Origin of the sequence: Erythrobacter tepidarius, assembly GCF_002155695.1 — a bacterium.
Lineage (GTDB): Bacteria > Pseudomonadota > Alphaproteobacteria > Sphingomonadales > Sphingomonadaceae > Erythrobacter > Erythrobacter tepidarius.
Genome location: NZ_MUYJ01000011.1, coordinates 89271 through 107365, shown reverse-complemented (window position 1 = coordinate 107365; position 18095 = coordinate 89271). Strand labels below are relative to the sequence as shown.

The 18095-nt window shown below is 66.1% G+C and carries 16 protein-coding genes and 1 tRNA gene; 5 read left to right on the top strand and 12 right to left on the bottom strand.

What is annotated here, in order from left to right; all coding sequences use genetic code 11:
* Position 1 precedes the first annotated feature (1 nt).
* Complete coding sequence (locus BZF61_RS11940; RefSeq protein WP_245804612.1) at positions 2-601, top strand: DUF938 domain-containing protein; 600 nt, start codon at positions 2-4, stop codon at positions 599-601.
* Between the two features lie 145 nt (positions 602-746).
* On the opposite strand, the gene BZF61_RS11935 is transcribed toward BZF61_RS11940, so the two are convergent.
* Positions 747-878 (bottom strand): Entericidin EcnA/B family protein, encoded by a 132-nt coding sequence (locus BZF61_RS11935; RefSeq protein ID WP_086619511.1) that lies wholly within the window; start codon positions 876-878, stop codon positions 747-749.
* Between the two features lie 46 nt (positions 879-924).
* Positions 925-1848: a DMT family transporter gene (locus tag BZF61_RS11930; RefSeq protein ID WP_086619510.1), complete on the bottom strand. Its 924-nt coding sequence runs from the start codon at positions 1846-1848 to the stop codon at positions 925-927.
* 64 nt (positions 1849-1912) lie between these two features.
* Here BZF61_RS11930 and BZF61_RS11925 point away from each other — a divergent pair, with 64 nt between their 5' ends.
* Positions 1913-2155 carry a hypothetical protein gene (locus tag BZF61_RS11925; protein ID WP_086619508.1) on the top strand — a complete coding sequence of 81 codons (243 nt, stop codon included), beginning with the start codon at positions 1913-1915 and terminating at the stop codon, positions 2153-2155.
* A 79-nt stretch (positions 2156-2234) separates the two neighbouring features.
* On the opposite strand, the gene BZF61_RS11920 is transcribed toward BZF61_RS11925, so the two are convergent.
* A complete protein-coding gene (locus BZF61_RS11920) occupies positions 2235-3767 on the bottom strand; it encodes a TadA family conjugal transfer-associated ATPase (RefSeq protein WP_086619507.1) in 1533 nt (510 codons plus the stop codon).
* A gap of 227 nt (positions 3768-3994) precedes the next feature.
* Here BZF61_RS11920 and glmS point away from each other — a divergent pair, with 227 nt between their 5' ends.
* Positions 3995-5830: a glutamine--fructose-6-phosphate transaminase (isomerizing) gene (gene glmS / locus BZF61_RS11915; protein WP_086619505.1), complete on the top strand. Its 1836-nt coding sequence runs from the start codon at positions 3995-3997 to the stop codon at positions 5828-5830.
* 167 nt (positions 5831-5997) lie between these two features.
* Positions 5998-8256, top strand: coding sequence for a putative bifunctional diguanylate cyclase/phosphodiesterase (locus tag BZF61_RS11910; protein WP_086619599.1), 2259 nt, complete (start codon positions 5998-6000; stop codon positions 8254-8256).
* Positions 8257-8363: 107 nt separating this feature from the next.
* On the opposite strand, the gene purQ is transcribed toward BZF61_RS11910, so the two are convergent.
* Positions 8364-9053 carry a phosphoribosylformylglycinamidine synthase subunit PurQ gene (gene purQ, locus BZF61_RS11905; protein WP_086619504.1) on the bottom strand — a complete coding sequence of 230 codons (690 nt, stop codon included), beginning with the start codon at positions 9051-9053 and terminating at the stop codon, positions 8364-8366.
* A gap of 4 nt (positions 9054-9057) precedes the next feature.
* The gene (gene purS, locus BZF61_RS11900; protein WP_086619502.1) at positions 9058-9294 is read right to left on the bottom strand and encodes a phosphoribosylformylglycinamidine synthase subunit PurS; all 237 of its coding nucleotides are present in this window, start codon (positions 9292-9294) and stop codon (positions 9058-9060) included.
* 313 nt (positions 9295-9607) lie between these two features.
* Between purS and BZF61_RS11895 the strand changes: the two genes are divergently transcribed.
* A complete protein-coding gene (locus BZF61_RS11895; protein WP_086619501.1) occupies positions 9608-11848 on the top strand; it encodes a TonB-dependent receptor in 2241 nt (746 codons plus the stop codon).
* A 59-nt stretch (positions 11849-11907) separates the two neighbouring features.
* Here BZF61_RS11895 and BZF61_RS11890 read toward each other — a convergent pair whose 3' ends face one another.
* The 7 genes from BZF61_RS11890 to infA form a co-directional block, all read right to left on the bottom strand.
* Positions 11908-14778: a M16 family metallopeptidase gene (locus BZF61_RS11890; RefSeq protein WP_086619597.1), complete on the bottom strand. Its 2871-nt coding sequence runs from the start codon at positions 14776-14778 to the stop codon at positions 11908-11910.
* 76 nt (positions 14779-14854) lie between these two features.
* Entirely contained in the window at positions 14855-15658 is an 804-nt protein-coding gene (gene purC, locus BZF61_RS11885; RefSeq protein WP_086619499.1) for a phosphoribosylaminoimidazolesuccinocarboxamide synthase, read from the bottom strand.
* Between the two features lie 39 nt (positions 15659-15697).
* Positions 15698-15772: transfer RNA gene (locus BZF61_RS11880), tRNA-Phe, on the bottom strand.
* A gap of 123 nt (positions 15773-15895) precedes the next feature.
* Positions 15896-16081: a DNA gyrase inhibitor YacG gene (locus tag BZF61_RS11875; protein ID WP_086619498.1), complete on the bottom strand. Its 186-nt coding sequence runs from the start codon at positions 16079-16081 to the stop codon at positions 15896-15898.
* Positions 16078-17040 carry an Rne/Rng family ribonuclease gene (locus BZF61_RS11870; protein ID WP_086619496.1) on the bottom strand — a complete coding sequence of 321 codons (963 nt, stop codon included), beginning with the start codon at positions 17038-17040 and terminating at the stop codon, positions 16078-16080. Before BZF61_RS11870 ends, BZF61_RS11875 begins: the two co-directional genes overlap by 4 nt.
* Positions 17033-17608, bottom strand: a complete 576-nt coding sequence (locus tag BZF61_RS11865) for a Maf family protein (protein WP_086619495.1) — start codon at positions 17606-17608, stop codon at positions 17033-17035. The genes BZF61_RS11870 and BZF61_RS11865 overlap by 8 nt, the downstream gene beginning before the upstream one ends.
* Positions 17609-17623: 15 nt before the next feature.
* Positions 17624-17869, bottom strand: coding sequence for a translation initiation factor IF-1 (infA, locus tag BZF61_RS11860; RefSeq protein WP_007163491.1), 246 nt, complete (start codon positions 17867-17869; stop codon positions 17624-17626).
* Positions 17870-18095: the final 226 nt, after the last annotated feature.

Sequence of the window (18095 nt, the reverse complement as noted above, 5' to 3'; positions counted from 1 at the left end):
GGTGAAGCAGCACGCCCCTGCCACGCTGCGCAACCGCGAGCCGATCGCGGCGGTGCTCGCGCGCGAATTGCCCGCCAGCGGCACGGTGCTCGAAGTGGCGGCGGGGACGGGCGAGCATGCGCTGTTCTTTGCGCAAACCTTCCCGGCACTGGCATGGCAGCCGACCGATCCCTCGCCCGAGGCACTCGCCTCGATCGCCGCCTATCGTAAGGATTATGCAGGGCACAATCTCGCCGCGCCGCTGCGGCTCGATGCTTCGGCCCCCGATAGCTGGCCAGTTGCCGCCGCCGAGGCGATGGTCTGCATCAACATGGTCCATATCAGCCCGTGGGAGGCAACGCTGGGGCTGTTCGCGGGGGCAGAGCGGGTGCTGGCTGAGAGCAGGGGGCCGCTGATCCTCTACGGCCCCTTCATCGAGGCGGAGGTGGAAACCGCGCCCTCCAACCGCGATTTCGATGCCAGCCTGAAGGCGCGCAATCCGCTCTGGGGTCTGCGCGAGGCCGAGGCGCTCGATGCCCTCGCCAGCCGGCACGGCATGGCCCGCAGCGCGCGCCACGCAATGCCGGCCAACAACATCATGCTAGTTTACCGGGCGGTTTAGTTTTTGGCCAGCCAGGTTGGCGCAGACATCGCTGCTCTCTGGCAGCCCGGCCTTCCCACCCGGCCCCCATGGTCTGATGGTATCATTGGTGGCCGGGTGGGGAGGCGGGTCGGGAGGTCTGCATCGCGCTTCAGCGCGATCGCGATCAGTCGATCGCGCGCTTGCCGGCGCGGCCCACCGACTTGATGTCGTCGCCCAGCCCTTCGACGGTGTTGCAGGCGGCAGTGGCGAGGCTGAGCGCGGCGAGCGCGATGGCGATCATGGTCTTGCGAATCATGCGGGGTCTCCTTTGCCTTGCGATACCAACGCAAGAGGATGGAAATCTATTCCTGACCGGCGCGTGAAGCGGCGATGCGCTGCTTCGCCAGTTGCCGTTCGCGCCAGGCGATCAGCACCCCGGCGGCGATGATCAGCGGCGCGCCCAGCCACAGGCTGGCGGGCGCGGCGCGGTCAAACACAAGATAGCCGTAGATGCTCGCCCACAGCAGCGCGGTGTAGTCCATCAGCAGGATGACCGCCGCCGAGCCGAAACGCAGCGAGGTGGTGAGCAGCATCTGCGCCAGCACCCCCATCAGGGACATGGCGATGATGATGCCCCAGGTCTGGGCATCGTGGGCGGTGCTCACGAAGGGCAGCGCCAGCGCCGCCACCGGCGTGCTCAGGGCGGCGAACCAGAACACGATGCTCCAAGGGTTCTCGGTCTGGTTGAGATCCTGGATCTGGAAGCTGATGATCGCCACCATCAGCGGTGCCATCAGCCCAACCGCAACCCCGGCCAGCGTCACGCCTTCGTGATGCCCGCTGCCTGGCTGCATTACCAACACCACTCCGGCAAAGCCCATCACCACCGCCGCCCAGCGATAGGGGCCGATTTTCTCACGGAACAGGATCATCGCGATCAGCACCGCGAAGACCGGGGCGGTGAAGCCCAGCGTGGTCGCCTCGGCCAGCGGCAGCAGCAGCACCGCGCCATAGGTGAAGATCATCCCGAACAGGCCGCTGGCCGCGCGCATCGCGTGCGAGCCAAGGCGGGTGGTGCGCAGCAACGCGCTGCGGCCCGTGAGCGCGAGCCCCGCGCCGATCACCCCGGCCGTGATGGCCTGGCGCCAGAAAATCAGCTCGATCAGGTGCGCGCCGCGTTCCCCGGCGAGCTTGACCAGCATCGCCATGGTCGCCAGCGCGAGCGCGGTCAACAGCCGCACGAACAGCGCCAAAAGCGGCCGGGGGCGGGCGATCGAGCCATCCATCGCGCGGCGCTTGGCGCAGCGACGGGCATTGCGCAAGCCGCGATCGGGCCTACATCAGCGCGCGATGGATCCGATCACCCGTTTCGCCCTGCTCAGCGATGCCGCGCAGCTCGCGCTGGCCGGTGGCCTGTTCTGGCTGTTCGCCGGATTTGCCGCTTACATGGAGCGGCGGCGGATGAAGCGCCGCGATCTGGTGCGGCTGGAACAGGTCGGCTGGGTGCCGTGGCTCGGCCTTTTCATCGGCGCGGCGATCATCGGCGGCGGGATGCTGGCCGTCAGCCTGCCTGTGGTGCTGGGGAATCTTTGATGCCCGCACGGCATCCGCCGTGCGACATCCTCGCTCACGCGGCTTGACGGCCGCCGCCCGGCGCTTGGAGGCGCGCCGCTTACAGGCAGGCTTCCAGATAGGCCTGATCAAAGCCGAACTGGCGCGCCTTCTCCAGCGTATAGGGGCGCAGCCCCGAAGAGCGGAATTCGCCGAGGATCTTCCCGTCTTCGGTCTCGTCGAGATATTCGAACTTGAACAGCTCCTGCGTCACGATCACGTCGCCTTCCATCCCGATCACCTCGGTGATGTTGGTGGTGCGGCGCGAACCGTCGCGCAGGCGCTTCACCTGCACGATCAGGTCGACGCTTTCCGCGATCTGGCGGCTGATGGCTTCCTTGGGGATCTTGATGTCGCCCATCATGATCATGTTCTCCATGCGGCCAAGGCACTCGCGCGGGCTGTTGGCGTGGAGCGTGCACATCGAGCCATCGTGACCGGTGTTCATCGCCGCGAGGAGGTCGAAACACTCCGCGCCGCGAATTTCGCCTAGGATGATGCGGTCGGGACGCATGCGCAGGGCGTTCTTGACCAGGTCGCCGATCGTGATCGCACCCTGGCCTTCGAGGTTCGGCGGGCGGGTTTCGAGCGGCAGCCAGTGCGGCTGTTGCAAGCGAAGTTCCGCCGCGTCTTCGATGGTCAGCACGCGTTCGCCCGGGTCGATCATCTTCGAGAGGGCGTTGAGCATGGTCGTCTTACCCGAACCCGTGCCGCCCGAGATGACGATGTTCATCCGGCACGCGCCGGCGATCTTGAGCGCGGTGCACATCTTGTCCGACATCGAACCGAAATCGCGCAGCATGTCGAGCGTGATCGGCTTTTCGGAGAATTTGCGGATCGAGATCGCGGTGCCGCGAAGGCTCAACGGCGGGACGATCACGTTGACGCGCGAACCATCCTTCAGGCGGGCGTCCGCGAGCGGGGTGGTCTGGTCGACCCGGCGGCCAACCTGGTTCACGATCCGCTGGGCGATCTGGAACAGGTGCTGCTCATCGCGGAAGCGGATCGGGGCGAGCTGGAGCTTGCCCTTCTTTTCTATATAGGTCTGGTCCGGCCCGTTGACCATGATATCGGACACGTCCGGGTCGTTCAGCAGTTCTTCCAGCGGGCCAAAGCCGAGCAGCTCGTCGATCAGCACCTTCTCCAGCGCGAACTGCTCGCGCCGGTTGAGCGTGACCTTGAGCTCGGCCAGCACTTCCATGATGATCGGACGGAATTCTTCCGACAGCTCTTCCTTCGACAGCGTCGCCGCCGCTTCCGGATCGACCCGTTCGAGCAGGCGCGGGAGCACCTGTTCTTTGATCTTGTGGACGCTGGCTTCAAAGCCGCCGACTTCGGATTCGACCGGGTTGACCGCGGTCATGCGTTCGTTCAGGCGGTCGATCGCCTCGGCACTGCTCGACGGGCGCGAGGGCGCGGGCGTGGGGATGGGCGCGACGCGTTCGGCATTGCCTTCGCCCGGAATCGGCGGGAACTGCTCGCCACCGCGCGGCGGGGGCGCGCCGGCACCCTTCATCGGCCGAGCGACGCCGAAGGCCGGCCTGCCGCCGGGCTTTAACGCGCCAACATTGCCCTTCTTGCCGAACGCGCTCATTCCAGGCTCCCGAGGGTTTTCATCATATCTTCAATCTCTGTCGCATGGATACGAAGGGTATCTTCCGAAGAATGGTGAATAGGCAGGAAAGCTTATTTTTTCCCTAAAGCCGCGTGTCGCATCCGGACACTTGTCGGGCGGCGCGAGGCAGCGCAGCACGCGAGCCCTTGCCCCGGCCGCCCGAGCGGCTAGAGCGGCAGCATCGACAATCTGGGACGGCGGCGGCTATGTGCGGAATCATCGGGATTGTGGGCTCTTCGAGCGTGGCCGAACGGCTGCTCGATGGCCTCAGGCGCATGGAATATCGCGGCTATGACAGCGCCGGGATCTGCACCTTGCACGGCGGTGAGCTGGTGCGGCGCCGGGCCGAAGGCAAGCTGGTCAATCTCGCCCGTGTGCTCGCCAGCGACCCCGCGCCCGGCACCGTCGGCATCGCCCACACCCGCTGGGCCACACACGGCGCGCCGACCGCGGCCAATGCCCATCCCCACGCTACCGGCGAAGTCGCGATCGTCCACAACGGCATCATCGAAAACTACAAGGAACTGCGCGCCGAACTGGCCGCCCTGGGCCGGGCGTTCGAGAGCGAGACCGACACCGAAATCGTCGCGCATCTGATTTCCGTCGAGATCGAGCGCGGGGCCGATCCGGTGGAAGCGGTGCGCTGCGTGCTGCCGCGCCTGCGCGGCGCCTTTGCGCTGGCGATCGCCTTCCGCCAGCATCCCGACCTGCTGATTGGCGCGCGGCTCGGTTCGCCGCTGGTGCTCGGCTATGGTCCCCAAGGCGAGGAAGCGGAGATGTATCTCGGTTCCGACGCCCTAGCGCTCGCGCCGCTGACCCAGCGAATCGCCTATCTCGAAGAAGGCGACTGGGTGGTGCTACGCCGGACTGGTGCGCAGATTTATGACGCCGGGAACAACCCTGTAACCCGCGAGATCCGCGCCTCGGGCGCCTCGGCGGCGGCGGTGGAGAAGGGCAATTATCGCCACTTCATGCAGAAGGAGATCTACGAGCAGCCCACCGTGGTGGCGCAGACGCTTGCTTCCTATCTGCGCCGGTCGGACAATTCCGTGGCGCTGCCGCAGCTCGATTTCGATCTGTCGGCGGTGCGCCGCCTGACGATCGTTGCCTGCGGCACCAGCTTCTACGCGGGGATGGTGGCGAAATACTGGTTCGAGCAATTCGCGCGCGTGCCGGTCGACATCGATGTCGCGTCGGAGTTTCGCTACCGCGATCCGGTGTTCGAGGAGGGCGGTCTGGCACTGTTCATCTCGCAGAGCGGCGAGACCGCCGATACGCTCGCGGCGCTCAGGCATTGCAAGGCGAACGGCCAGACCATCGCGGTGGTGGTGAACGTGCCCACCAGCACCATGGCGCGCGAGGCCGATCTGCTGCTGCCGACCCACGCCGGGCCGGAGATCGGCGTCGCCTCGACCAAGGCCTTCACCTGCCAACTCGCGGTGCTCGCTGCGCTGGCCGCGCATATGGCGGTCAGGAAAGGCCGGCTGACCCGCGATCAGGAGGCCGAGATCGTGCGCCACCTGCTCGAAGCGCCAGCCGCGCTCAACGCCGCTTTGGGGCATGATGACGATATTGCCGCCATGGCGCACCTCATCGCCCCGGCGCGCGATGTGCTTTACCTGGGGCGCGGGCAGGACTTTCCGCTGGCGCTTGAAGGCGCGCTCAAACTGAAGGAGATCAGCTACATCCACGCCGAGGGCTATGCTGCGGGAGAAATGAAGCATGGCCCCATCGCGCTGATCGACGAGGCGGTGCCGGTGGTGGTGATCGCGCCTTCCGGCCCCTTGTTCGAGAAGACGGTCTCCAACATGGAGGAAGTGCGCGCACGCGGCGGCCAGGTGGTGCTTATCTCCGACGCCAAGGGGCTGGAAGTGGCGGGCGATGGATGCATCGCGACGATCGAGATGCCGGTCGTCCATCCGCTGATCGCGCCGCTGGTCTATGCCATTCCGGTGCAGCTGCTGGCCTATCACGTCGCCCTGATAAAGGGCACGGATGTCGACCAGCCGCGCAACCTTGCCAAGTCGGTGACCGTCGAATGACGGGACAGGGGCGCCGGTAACCCTCGCGCCCTTCGGGCAAGGTCGGAATTTACTGTGATCTAACCTTTGTCGGTTAGCTTGCCCGCGTGAGTAATCCGCCTTTGTCCCCCACCAGTCTATCGATCGCCGATGTGCTCGGATTGTCGAGCAATCCGGCGTTCGATCCCATGCGCCTGCGTCGTGAGGAACACGGCGAACTGGCGCGAGCGACCCGCAACCGGATGTTCGCCAATGGCATCGTTGCGCTGCTGGTGGTAGCCGTCTTCGTTCCGCTGGTCGGCATGGCGGTTGTCGGGCCATGGGCCGCGGTGCTCGCCATGATTCTCTACCGGACGCGCCAGACCGATCTCACACTGGTCAATAGCGCAGCCCCGGTCGGCACCGCACAGCTCGAGCGTCGCAAGGTCGCCAACGCGGTGGCCGCGGCCCTGTGCTGGGTGGTTGGGCTGTTCGTGTTCCCTTACCTGTCGGACGGCAAGCAGTATGTCACGCTGCTCTTGGCCGTGCTGACCTTGATGGGTGCGTCCACCTTCGTGTTCTCGACCTCGCCGCTCAGCGTCCTGCTCTACATCGGGATCCTCGGCATGGGCGCGGTCGCGTCGCTGGCGGTTTTCGGGCAATGGCAGGCGATGGGCGGCGCGGTGCTGTTCACCATCGCCAGCCTCGTCGCCACCATCCAGGTCCGCACCATCTTCCTCAAGGGGCGGCTGGCCGAAGCGCTCGTCGCCGAAAAGGACGAGGTCGTCTCGCTGCTGCTGCGCGAATTCCAGGAGAACGAGGCGGACTGGCTGTGGGAGATCGACACCAACCGCCGCGTGCGATCTGTTTCGCCGCGCTTTGCCTTCGCGCTCGGCCGTCCGCAGGCCGAAGTCGAGGGGATGCCGCTGCTCGAACTGGTGGCCGGGCGCAGCTGGGAAACCGGACAATTCCCGCCGAGCCTGCATGACCTTGCCGAAAAGCTCAAGGATCGGGAGAGCTTCTCGAACCTGTTGGTGCAGGTCTCGATCCTCGGCGAGGAGCGCTGGTGGGAGCTTTCGGGCACGCCGATGCGCGATGATCGCGGGCGCTTCACCGGCTTCCGCGGTGTTGGTTCGGATGTCACCGAGCAGCGAAAGTCATCCGAGAAGATCGCCTATCTGGCGCGCTATGACACGCTGACGCAGTTGCCCAACCGCTTGCAGCTCACCGAGGCGCTGGGCGAGGCGCTGCGTTACACCGAGCAGTGGCGCACACGCTGCGCGCTGCTGATGGTCGATCTCGACCGCTTCAAGTCGGTCAATGATTCGCTTGGCCACATGACCGGCGACAAGCTGCTGGCGCAGGTTTCAGCGCGGCTCAGGTCGCTGATGGGCGAGAACCAGCTGTGCGGTCGGCTCGGCGGCGACGAATTCGCCATCGTCATCCGCGATCTGCGCAAGGCCGAGGAGATCAGCCATCTCGCCAGGCGCGTGATCGACCGCCTGTCCGAGCCTTACCAGGTCGATGAGCACACGCTTTACGTCGGTGCAAGCGTCGGCTCGGCGATGGGGCCACGCGATGGCAAGACGGTCGAGGAGCTGATGCGCAGTGCCGACCTTGCGCTTTATCGCGCCAAGGATTCCGGCGGCGGCGAACATTGCCGCTTCGAGCCGCTGCTGCACGTCTCGGCCGAAGAGCGCCGCCGGCTAGAAGTTGCGCTGCGCAAGGCGCTGGGCCGCGAGGAGATGGAGCTGCATTACCAGCCGGTGGTCGACGCGCGGAGCGAGAATGTCGTGAGCTTCGAGGCGCTGGTGCGCTGGAACAGCGCCGACCACGGCTTCGTCAGCCCCGGCAAGTTCATCCCGCTGGCCGAGGACACCCGCCTGATCGTGCCGATCGGCAAATGGGTGATGCGCAAGGCTTGCGAGGAAGCCCGCAACTGGCCCGATCATGTCAAGGTCAATGTCAACGTTTCACCCGAACAGTTGCTCGAACCTGGCTTTCATCAGGAAGTGGTCGAAGTGCTGGCGGCCAGCGGCCTCAAGCCTGAACGGCTCGAAGTGGAAGTGACCGAAAGCATCTTCCTGCGCGACGCGAGCGTGGCCCGCAATGCGCTCGAGCAGGTGATGGCGCTGGGCTGTTCGGTTGCGCTCGACGACTTCGGGACCGGCTATTCCTCGCTCGGCTACATCCGCAAGCTGCGCTTCTCGACCATCAAGGTCGATCGCACCTTCGTGCAGGGGGCAGCGCAAGGCAGTGCCGAAAGCCTGGCGATCATCAACGCGGTGGTGGCGATGGCCAAGAGCCTCGACATGACCACCACCGCGGAAGGTGTGGAAACCGCCGAGGAAGCCGAACTGATTCGCAACCTCGGCTGCGACAAGATCCAAGGCTACTATTTCGGCCGACCGATGGCGGGCTACGAAGCCAGGCGGCTGTTCAGCACCCCGCAGCGGCTGCGCGCCTGAGGCCTTTTCCAGCGCGCCTCGATGCTGACGCATCACGCGCTGGCTTTGCTCAAGCGCCGGGCGGGCTTAACCGAGGCGCGATGAGCCAAGCTCATCGGGCCTTGGTGTCAGGCGCTGGCGAGCGCCGCGAGAATGTTCTCGAACAGCCGCCGACCGTCTGCTCCGCCCAGTGCCGGCACTGCTGCCGGTTCGATCGCGCGTTCGGGATGTGGCATCATGCCGAGCACCCGGCCATTCGCGCTCAGCACCCCGGCGATGTCCCGCGCCGAGCCGTTGACGCTTTCGGCATAGCGGAAGGCCACGCGGCCTTCGCCTTCGAGCCGGTCAAGCGTTTCGGCATCGGCGAAATAATTGCCGTCATGATGGGCGACCGGGATACGCAGCGCCTCACCCTGGGCAAAGCCATGGGTGAACGGCGAGGAGGTGTTCTCGACCGTCAGCCGCACGGTGCGGCAGATGAAGCGTTGGCCGGCATTGCGCATCAGCGCGCCGGGCAGCAGGCGGGCTTCGGTCAGCACCTGAAAGCCGTTGCACACGCCCAGAACCGGAACCCCGCGCTGCGCCGCTGCAATCACCGCGCGCATGATCGGGCTTTGCGCGGCCATCGCGCCGGAACGCAGATAGTCGCCATAGGAAAAGCCGCCGGGCAGGGCGATCAGATCGAGACCGGAGGGAAGATCGGCATCGCCGTGCCACACCCGGATCGCCGGCTGGCCCGAGACCGCCTCCAGCGCGCTCGCCATGTCGCGGTCGCAATTGGAGCCGGGAAAGGTGATGACAGCGGCGCGCAATGCCATGATCTCAGGCTCCCTCGGTTTCGATCGTGAAATCCTCGATCACGGTGTTGGCGAGCAGCTTCTCGCACATTTCGGTGAGCGCGGCATGGTCGGTGCCCTCGGCGACTTCGAGTTCGATCAGGCGACCGACGCGGACATCGGCCACGCCCTCGAAGCCGAGGCCTTCGAGCGCATGATGCACGGCGCGGCCCTGCGGGTCGAGCACGCCGGGCTTCAATCGGACAAGGACGCGGACGTTCATGGGCGGGGCTCCTCGCGCAGGCGGATGGGCGGACAACAGGCGCCGCTATAGCGTGTGCAGGGCAAGGCGCAATCGCAGCGCGAAGGGTTGTTCACGATGCTGCGGAACGGGCCGTCATGCCGCGCTTGTCGTAGTCGCTTCGCCTCCCGCACGAATCTGTAACCTTTGTGCAACAACTGCAAACAGACTGTCGTCGAACGGGCCATTTCCCGCGAGATTTGCCGCGGCCAATCTCGCCCGAATCGCCGAAAGGTGCCAGCGCGCGGGCGCACCCTCCCTCCTTGAACCGATCAATCCGAAAGGGGTTCGTTCGATGTCTCAGCATTTCCGTGCCATCCGTGCCGCATGGGCCGGTTCGACCATCCTGGCGGCCGCCTGCACCCTTGCCGCCCCTGCCGCCGCGCAGCAGGGCGCGCCTGCCGCCAGCGACAGCGGCCAGCTCGACACCATCATCGTCACCGCCAACCGCCGTCAGGAAAACCTGCAGGATGTCGCGGTCTCGGCCGAAATCCTCGATCAGGGCCGGGTCGACGTGATCTTCAGCGCTGCCGGCGATGTCACCGCGCTGGCCGGCTCGGTTCCGGGCCTCAACATCGAAAGTTCTAATGGCCGGGTCGCGCCGCGGTTCTACATTCGCGGCCTCGGCAACACCGACTTCGACCTTGCCGCCTCGCAGCCGGTTTCGGTGCTGCTCGATGACGTGGTGCTCGAAAATGTCACGCTCAAGAGCTTCCCGATCTTCGACGTCGCGCGCGTCGAGGTGCTGCGCGGCCCGCAGGGCACGCTGTTCGGCCGCAACACCCCGGCGGGCATCGTCAAGGTCGATTCGATCAAGCCGAGCCACGAGACCGACGTGCGCGCTTCGTTCTCTTTCGCCAGCCTCGACACGATCACGCTCAACGGTGCGGTCGGCGGTTCGCTGGTCGAGGACGTGCTCGCCTTCCGCCTCGCCACCCAGTTCCAGAGGCGCGGCGACTGGATCGACAACGGCTTCACCAATCAGCGGAACGCGCTGGGCGGCTTCACCGATTTCGCCATCCGTGGCCAGCTGCTGCTTACTCCGACCGAGCGCCTGAGCATGAACGCCTCGGTCAATTTCCGCGACCTCGACGGTTCCTCGACCTTCTTCCGCGCCAATGTGCTCGGCCCGACGACCGCCCGCCCGAACAACACCAACCAGCTCAACGACAACTATGATCGCGGCACGGTGTTCTATGACGGCGGCGGCGGCAACAAGGCGAATTACCAGCAGTTCGGGCTGACGCTGACCACGGCCTATGAATTCGACTTCGCCACGCTGACCTCGATCGGCAGTTACTGGACCAGCGAGGGTTCGAGCCGCGGCGATATCGACGGCGGCTTCGGCGCCTCGTTCCTGCCGGTGATGGGTCCGGGCTTCATCCCATTCCCTGCGGACACGCAGGACTCGATCGATCTTGAACAATATACCCACGAAATCCGGCTTGCCTCGAACAGCGAAGGCCCGCTCGGCTGGCAGATCGGCGGTTTCTACTTCGAGAGCGATTTCGATGTCACCACGGTCGGCTTCAACTTCCCGCCGCCGGTCACCGTCAATCACACCAACGATGCCTGGGCGCTGTTCGGTCAGTTGTCCTACCAGCTCAACGATATGCTGAAGCTCACCGGCGGTTTGCGCTACACCGACGACGAGAAGGACTTTTTCGTCCGCTCGGGCGCCGCACCGCAGCCGGTCAGCGTGGGCGACAGCCAGCTCAACTGGGACATCGCCCTGTTCGCGGACGTGTCGGATGACGTCAGCGTCTATGCCAAGATCGCCAATGCCTTCCGCGCGCCGACCATCCAGGGCCGTGACGTCGCCTTCTTCTCGGCCCCGTCGGTCGCCCAGTCGGAGAACATCACCTCCTACGAAGTGGGCTTCAAGAGCGAGCTGGCCGATCGCACCATCCGCCTCAACGGCGCTCTGTTCTACTACACCGTCGAAGATCCGCAGTTCACCGCAGTGGGCGGGGCGGGCAATCTGGTGCAGCTGATCAACGCCAACAAGGGCGAGGCCTATGGCTTCGAGCTGGACTCGGCGTTCCAGATCACGCCGAACTTCCTCGTCACCCTCGGCCTTGCCTATAATCATACGGAAATTCAGGATGATACGCTGGCGGTGGGGATCTGTGCGCAGTGTACCGTCACCGATCCGACCCGCGTGATCGGCGGCAGCACCCGCGCGCTGATCGACGGCAACCCCTTCCCCAACGCGCCCGAGTGGAGCGGCGATTTCACCGCCCGCTATGCCATTCCGGTGGGCGACAGCGGCGAGTTCTTCATCTTCACCGACTGGACCTATCTCGGCCAGACCAACTTCCTGCTCTACACCAGCGAGGAGTTCAACGCCGACAGCCGCATCGAAGGTGGTCTGCGGATCGGCTATTCGGGCGGCAACGGCGAGTGGGAAGTGGCGGCCTTCGCCCGCAACATCACCAATGAAGACAATGTGCTGGGCGTGGTGGACTTCAACAACAACACGGCCTTCGTCAACGATCCGCGCGTGATCGGCGTGTCGTTCGGCGTAAAATACTGATCCGCATCCGCGGTGGCAGTGCCGGCCGGCAGGAGCGATCCTGCCGGCCTTTTTCGTGCCTATCTGGCAGCTGCGGCTTGCGGCACCACCGCCACCTCGACCGCCTCGCCGGCAGGCAGCCAGCGGACTGCGGTCGCCTGCAAATCGGCGGGGGTGATCGCCCGGAGCAGATCGGGTGCGGCAAACCAGCGGTCGAGCCGTTCGGGATCGCTCTGCGCGTGGGCGGCAAGGCCCATCCAGCCGTCGAGATCCTTCAAGGCGTTGTCATATTCCTCCAACAGCGGCCGCCGCGCGCGTTCGATCATGTCCGCGCTCGGCCCGCGATTGCGCAGCGTGGCGAGCACTTCGTGCACAGCCGCACGGGTCGCATCGACTTGGGCAACGTCCACCGCAACCGAGAGGCTGAAGGTGCCGTAACCGCGATAGACCCGGCTGTTCGCCGCCCCGGCGGAAGGCGAATAGGCTTGTCCCAGCTCCTCGCGCAGCTTTTCAGTCAGGGCGATGCGGGCCACGCGCGCAAGCAGGCCGAGGCGCAGGGTCTCGGCCAGATCGCTGTCATCGGTGGTCGGCCAGGTCCATTGCAACAGCGCCTGATCAGCCTCGCCCTTGTGGGTGAGGATGCGCTGGCCGCGGGTGGTGGTGAAGCTGCGGGCGCGCGCCTCTTCGCGCCGGTTGAACTCCGGCTCGCGAGGCGGCAGCGCGCCGAGTGTCGCGGCAACCGCGGCGATCGCCTCGGCTTCGTCCAGATCGCCTACCAGCGCCAGCTCGATCGCGCCGCGCGCCAGCCGGTCGCCGATCGCGTCCTTCAATCCGGCGTAATCCAGCGCAAGGAAGGCCTCCTTGGGCTGGAGCGTGAAGCGCGGATCATTGTCCGACAGGATCCCGCCGATCGCCGTGCTGAGCGCGTTGCGCGGCGTTGCATCGAGCGTGGCGAAGTAATTTTCGATGCTCTTGCGGAACCGCTCCTCGCCCTCGCGGCGATAGCCTGGGTCGGTCAGCAGCGCGGCCAGCACCTGCATCTGCAAGGCAAGATCGCGTCTCGTGGTGTTGCCGGAGGCGCTGAAGGCGTCCGCACCGCTGGCAAGGCCGAGACCGACATTGCGTCCGGCGAGCACGCTCGAGAGCGCGTCCTGCGAATGCTTGCCAAGCCCGCCCAGCGCGAGCGCATCGGTGAGCGCCACCCGCATCGGGGCTTCGCGCGTGTTCATCAGATCGCCGCCATCGAGCGACAGGCGATAGGCAATCCGGTCCTCGCGAATTGGGGTGGATTTGAGGGTCAGTCGCACCCCGTTGGCAAAGCGGATCATGCGCAGGCCGAGGCGTGGCTCCGTGGTGTCCGAGACGATGGTGCCGGGCGTGCCAAAATCGCTGTAGGCGAAGGCGAGCGGGGCATCTTCGGCCGGTGGCGCAATGGGCAGCGCCATGGCTTCGGCAAAGGCGGCGCGCAGGCCGGCTTCGCCGCCTTCGGGCGCGGTGCGGCCTTCAAAGCGGATCAGCGGCTCAACGAGCGGCGCGGCATCGTCCTTGACTGCATGCCACACGGCTTCGGGGGTGAGGGTGGGGGCGATCCGCTCGAACGCGGCCAGCTGGAATTGCGGAGTGGTCGGAACACGCTTGTCGCTCGCCAGCGCGAGCGCGGCGTTGACGAACACCGCGTGGTTGCGCGTCTCAGCGCCCTTGACCGCATTTTCGGCAGCGGTGCGCAGGTTGGCGAGCTGTTCGTCGAGCTCGGCACGGGTGAAGCCATAGGTGAGCGCCTGGTTGACCTCGCGCAGCGCGGCGAGCATCCCCTTTTTCCATTCGCCATCGGCGCTGCTGATGGCGAGGCTGGTGATGCGCGCATCCTCGAACAGGTCGCCCGTGCCGAAACGCGCCCCGCGGAAAGGCGCGTTTTCGCCGCGGGCGAGGCGGGCGAGGCGACGGTTGATGATGGCATATCCGATCCCTCGCACCAGCGCGGCATCGCGGTTGGCGATGGTGTCCGGCTCGTCGCGCCATGCCGCAAGGCGCGACAGCGTTACCTGCTCGGCCAGCGCCGGATCGAGATGGATGTCGGTGAGGCCCTTGCGGGTGATGTCGATCGGGCCAGTGACCGGATCGGCCGGAGCAGGCGCCGGGGCCCAGTCGGCAAAGCGTGCGCGGATCGCCGTCTCGACCTGGTCGGCCGGGTAATCGCCGACCACCACCAGCACGGTGTTGGCCGGGGTGTAAGTGCGCCGATAAAGCCCGCGGATCTGCTCGGCCGTCGCGCTTTCCAATACCTCGATGGCGCCGATCGGCAGGCGCTGGGTGTAGCGCGCGCCGGGCGCGAGGAAGGCGGCATTGTCCTCGAAATTGCGCTGCTGGAAGCCTGCCCGGTCGCGCCGCTCGGCGAGGATCACGCCGCGCTCGCGCTCTACCGCGTCCTCGGAAATGGTCAGCTCGCTCGCCGTCTCGCGCATCAGCATCAGCGCCGTGTCGAGCAGCTTGGCGTCATTGCGCGGCAGGTTGAGCATATAGGTGATGCTCTCGAACCCGGTCGCGGCATTGGTGTCCGCCCCGAAGGCCAGCCCTTCGCGTTCGAGCAGCTTGATCATCTCGCCCTCGGGGATGCCCGCAGAGCCGTTGAAGGCCATGTGTTCGAGATAATGCGCAAGGCCGCGCTCGTCGTCGCGCTCCTCGAGACTGCCGGAATCGATCCGCATCCGCACCAGCGCCGTGCCCTGGGGCGTGGCGTTGCGGAGGATGATGTAGCGCATCCCGTTGTCGAGCTGCCCGAAAACGTAGCCGGGATCGACCGGCAAGTCGCTGGTCTCGAAGGCCCAGACCGGGGCGGGCGCTGTCGTTGCCGTCTCGACCGCAGGCAGGGTTTCCGGCGCCGCCAGTGCGGTGCTGAAGACAGGCGGACAGAGCGCCAGCAGCACGCTAGCGGCGAGGGGGAAGTTTCGCATGAATTTCAGATGTCTCTCGCTTCGATCACCGCCGATCATCGCAAGCGAGTCTAACCGCTGAAACCGGTGTGTCAGCCTATTTCTTGAGCGGCGGCGGGCCGCGCAGGCGGCTGCGGGCGTGGGACAGGTCGAACACCTCGCCCGGGCCGTTATCCTCCCCGTTGAGCAGGCCGAGCCGACGCGCGACTTCGCGGTAAGCCTCCTCCTCGCCGCCCAGATCGCGGCGGAACCGGTCCTTGTCGAGCTTCTCGCCGGTGGCCATGTCCCACAGCCGGCAGCCATCGGGGCTGATCTCGTCCGCCAGGATCACGCGGCTGTAATCGCCATCATAGAGCCGCCCGAACTCGAGCTTGAAGTCGATCAGCCGGATGTCGATCGCAGCGAACATCCCGCACAGAAAATCGTTGATGCGGATCGCCATCGAGGAAATGTCGTGCATTTCCTCGTGGCTGCACCAGTTGAAGCAGGCGATGTGCTCTTCGGCCACCAGCGGATCGCCCAGCGCATCGTCCTTGTAATAATATTCGATCAGCGTGTGCGGCAGCGGCTCGCCTTCCTCGATCCCGAGGCGCTTGGAGAGCGAACCGGCCGCGACATTGCGCACCACCACTTCGAGCGGAATGATCTCGACCTGGCGGATCAGCTGCTCGCGCATGTTGAGCCGGCGGATGAAGTGGGTGGGGATGCCGATATGCCCGAGGCGCGTGAAGACGTGCTCGGAAATGCGGTTGTTGATCACCCCCTTGCCGGCGATCGTGCCCTTTTTCTCGGCGTTGAAGGCAGTCGCATCGTCCTTGAAATACTGGATCAGCGTGCCCGGCTCTGGCCCCTCGTAGAGGATCTTGGCCTTGCCTTCATAGAGCTTGGTGCGGCGGGACATTGGCACTTTCCCTCTGGGCGATCAGCCCTGTTCAGCGAATGGTGCCCGAGGGCGGATTTGAACCACCGACACGCGGATTTTCAATCCGCTGCTCTACCCCTGAGCTACTCGGGCATTCGCTGCAAGCGACGGGCCTTGAACAGCCCGGCGAGCAAATGAGAGCGGCCCTATGGCGAAGGCGGCAGGGGTTGGCAAGGGGGTTTTGCGTCTGTCCGGCAGGATAATTGCGCCCTCGCGTCAATCCGGATCTCGCCATTCCTCGCGCGCCAGTTCCTCAGGGTCGGCCGGCGGGCCGGGCACGGCGTAGGAATCCGAGAACCAGCGCGCCAGGTCCCGGTCGCGGCAGCGCGCGGAGCAGAAGGGGGCGTGCTCCGGCTGGCGGGGCTTGCGGCAGATCGGGCAGGGCTTGGAGGCGAGTGTCATGCGTTCCGAAGTTGGGCATGGGCCGCTTCGATGGCAAGGGCCGGATCGAGTGCGACGCGCACCTCGCGCCCCGTGCGGCGGGCGAGTTCGGCGAGCCACGGCGCTTTGAGCTTGGCGTTGAGCGCGGGGTGGATCGTCAGTTCCAGCACCCGTCCGGTGCCACCATCGCTTGCCAGCTCCGCCCGGCGCAGCGCCATGCGGGCGGCCATGCCGAGCCTGGCGGTGGCAAATCGGTGGAGCAACGAAGGGCCGGTGAGCCGCGCGACCAGCTGGACGAAGCCGAAGCCGTTCATCGCGGTGCGTTCATGCGGCCAGTGATCGAGCGCTGCTCCCAGCGCCTCGTCGAGAGCGCGGCGATCCTGCTTGCTCGGCAAGGTCGGGAAGTCGATCCCGATGCTACCGCCAAGGTCGAACCACGCCAGCGCCTGGGCAATCGCGGGCACGCCTCCCAGCGCCACCGCGCGTGCGGTGCCGATGCCGTCGACGTCGATCACGGTCATCGCGGGGGTGACGCTGACGAGGATTTCGCCGTCCGGAAAGGCGATGCTGCCCGATGAGGCGGCGTGCCACACTTCGTCCCACAGGCCGCTGGGGAAGCGGCGAACCACCCGCCCATCCGGCCAGACCGGGGCGGGGGAGGGCGCATCGGCGGCCGCGACCCGCGCTTGCGCCCGCTTGAAGCGCCCGCGTTCGGCAAGGGCGGCGCGGGTGATGACGAGATCGAGGCTCTGGCCCTCGGTCACTTGCGGGGGGAGATGATCGACCAGCGCCTCGGTGCCATCATCGAGCAGCGCCACCCCGCGCCGCGTGCCGGTGAGCTTGGCCGCGAGCCGGCCGGTGCAGCGGGTGCCGGCGGCGCGTTCGCCCGGCCACATCAGCTTGGCGGCAAGGACGCGCTCGCCTTGGACCATCAGGGCGCGGGTCTCCGCAATCCCTTCCTCGATCAGCCACTCAGCCAAGCGGGAACCCCGCCGCCTTGAGCAGCGCCCGGGTATGGTAGAGCGGCAGGCCCATCACCCCCGAATGGCTGCCCCTGATCCATGCAATCAGCCCCTCGGCTCTGCCCTGAATGGCATAGCCGCCCGCCTTGCCACGCCATTCACCGCTGGCGAGATAGGCCGCAATCTCCTCGGCGGAGAGGCGTTTGAAGCACACCACCGTCACGTCGAGCCGCTCACGCAAGCGGCCATCAGGCGTGCGCAGCACCACGCTGGAAAGCACCTGGTGCCGCCGCCCGCTCATCAGTTCGAGACAGGCGCGGGCCTCTGCTTCGCTTTCGGCCTTGGGCAGGATGCGCCGCCCCACCGCCACCACGGTATCGCCCGCCAGCACAAAGCCCGGAGCCTCGAGCGCGCACGCCTTCTCGCGCCCCATGCGCAAGGCATAGGCGCGCGGCCTTTCGCCCTTGAGCGGGGTCTCGTCGATTTCGGCAGGGGTCACGGCATCGGGCGCAAGGCCCAGCCGCGCGAGCAATTCACGCCGCCGGGGCGAGGCCGAAGCCAGCGTCAGATGGAGGGGCGCGCCCATCAGCGGCGCTGCCGCTTATTGCGGGCCGGGGCCGCCGCGACCCGGCATGAAGCGATAGGTGATGCGCGCCTTGGTGAGATCATAGGGCGTCAGCTCGCACAGCACTTCATCGCCCACCAGCACGCGAATGCGGTTCTTGCGCATTTTGCCTGCGGTGTGGCCGAGCACTTCATGGCCATTTTCAAGCTCCACCCGGAACATCGCATTGGGCAGCAGTTCGACGACGCGCCCGCGCATTTCGAGGAGTTCTTCCTTGGCCATGAAATCCCTTCTGGTACTGGTGCGACGCACATTGCGCCGGTCGAAAAGCTAGCGCGCTTTAGCGATGCGGGAACCAAAAGGGAAGGCTCCAGCTTTAAGCGGCGCGGGCAAAACGGTTCGGGCCTTCTGTCTCACTGTTGGCGAGCCTCTGCTTTTTCGGCTGTAAGCCGGATAGCCGGGCGAAACCGCAATCACCGCAAGAGTGGCCTGCACCATAACCAAAACC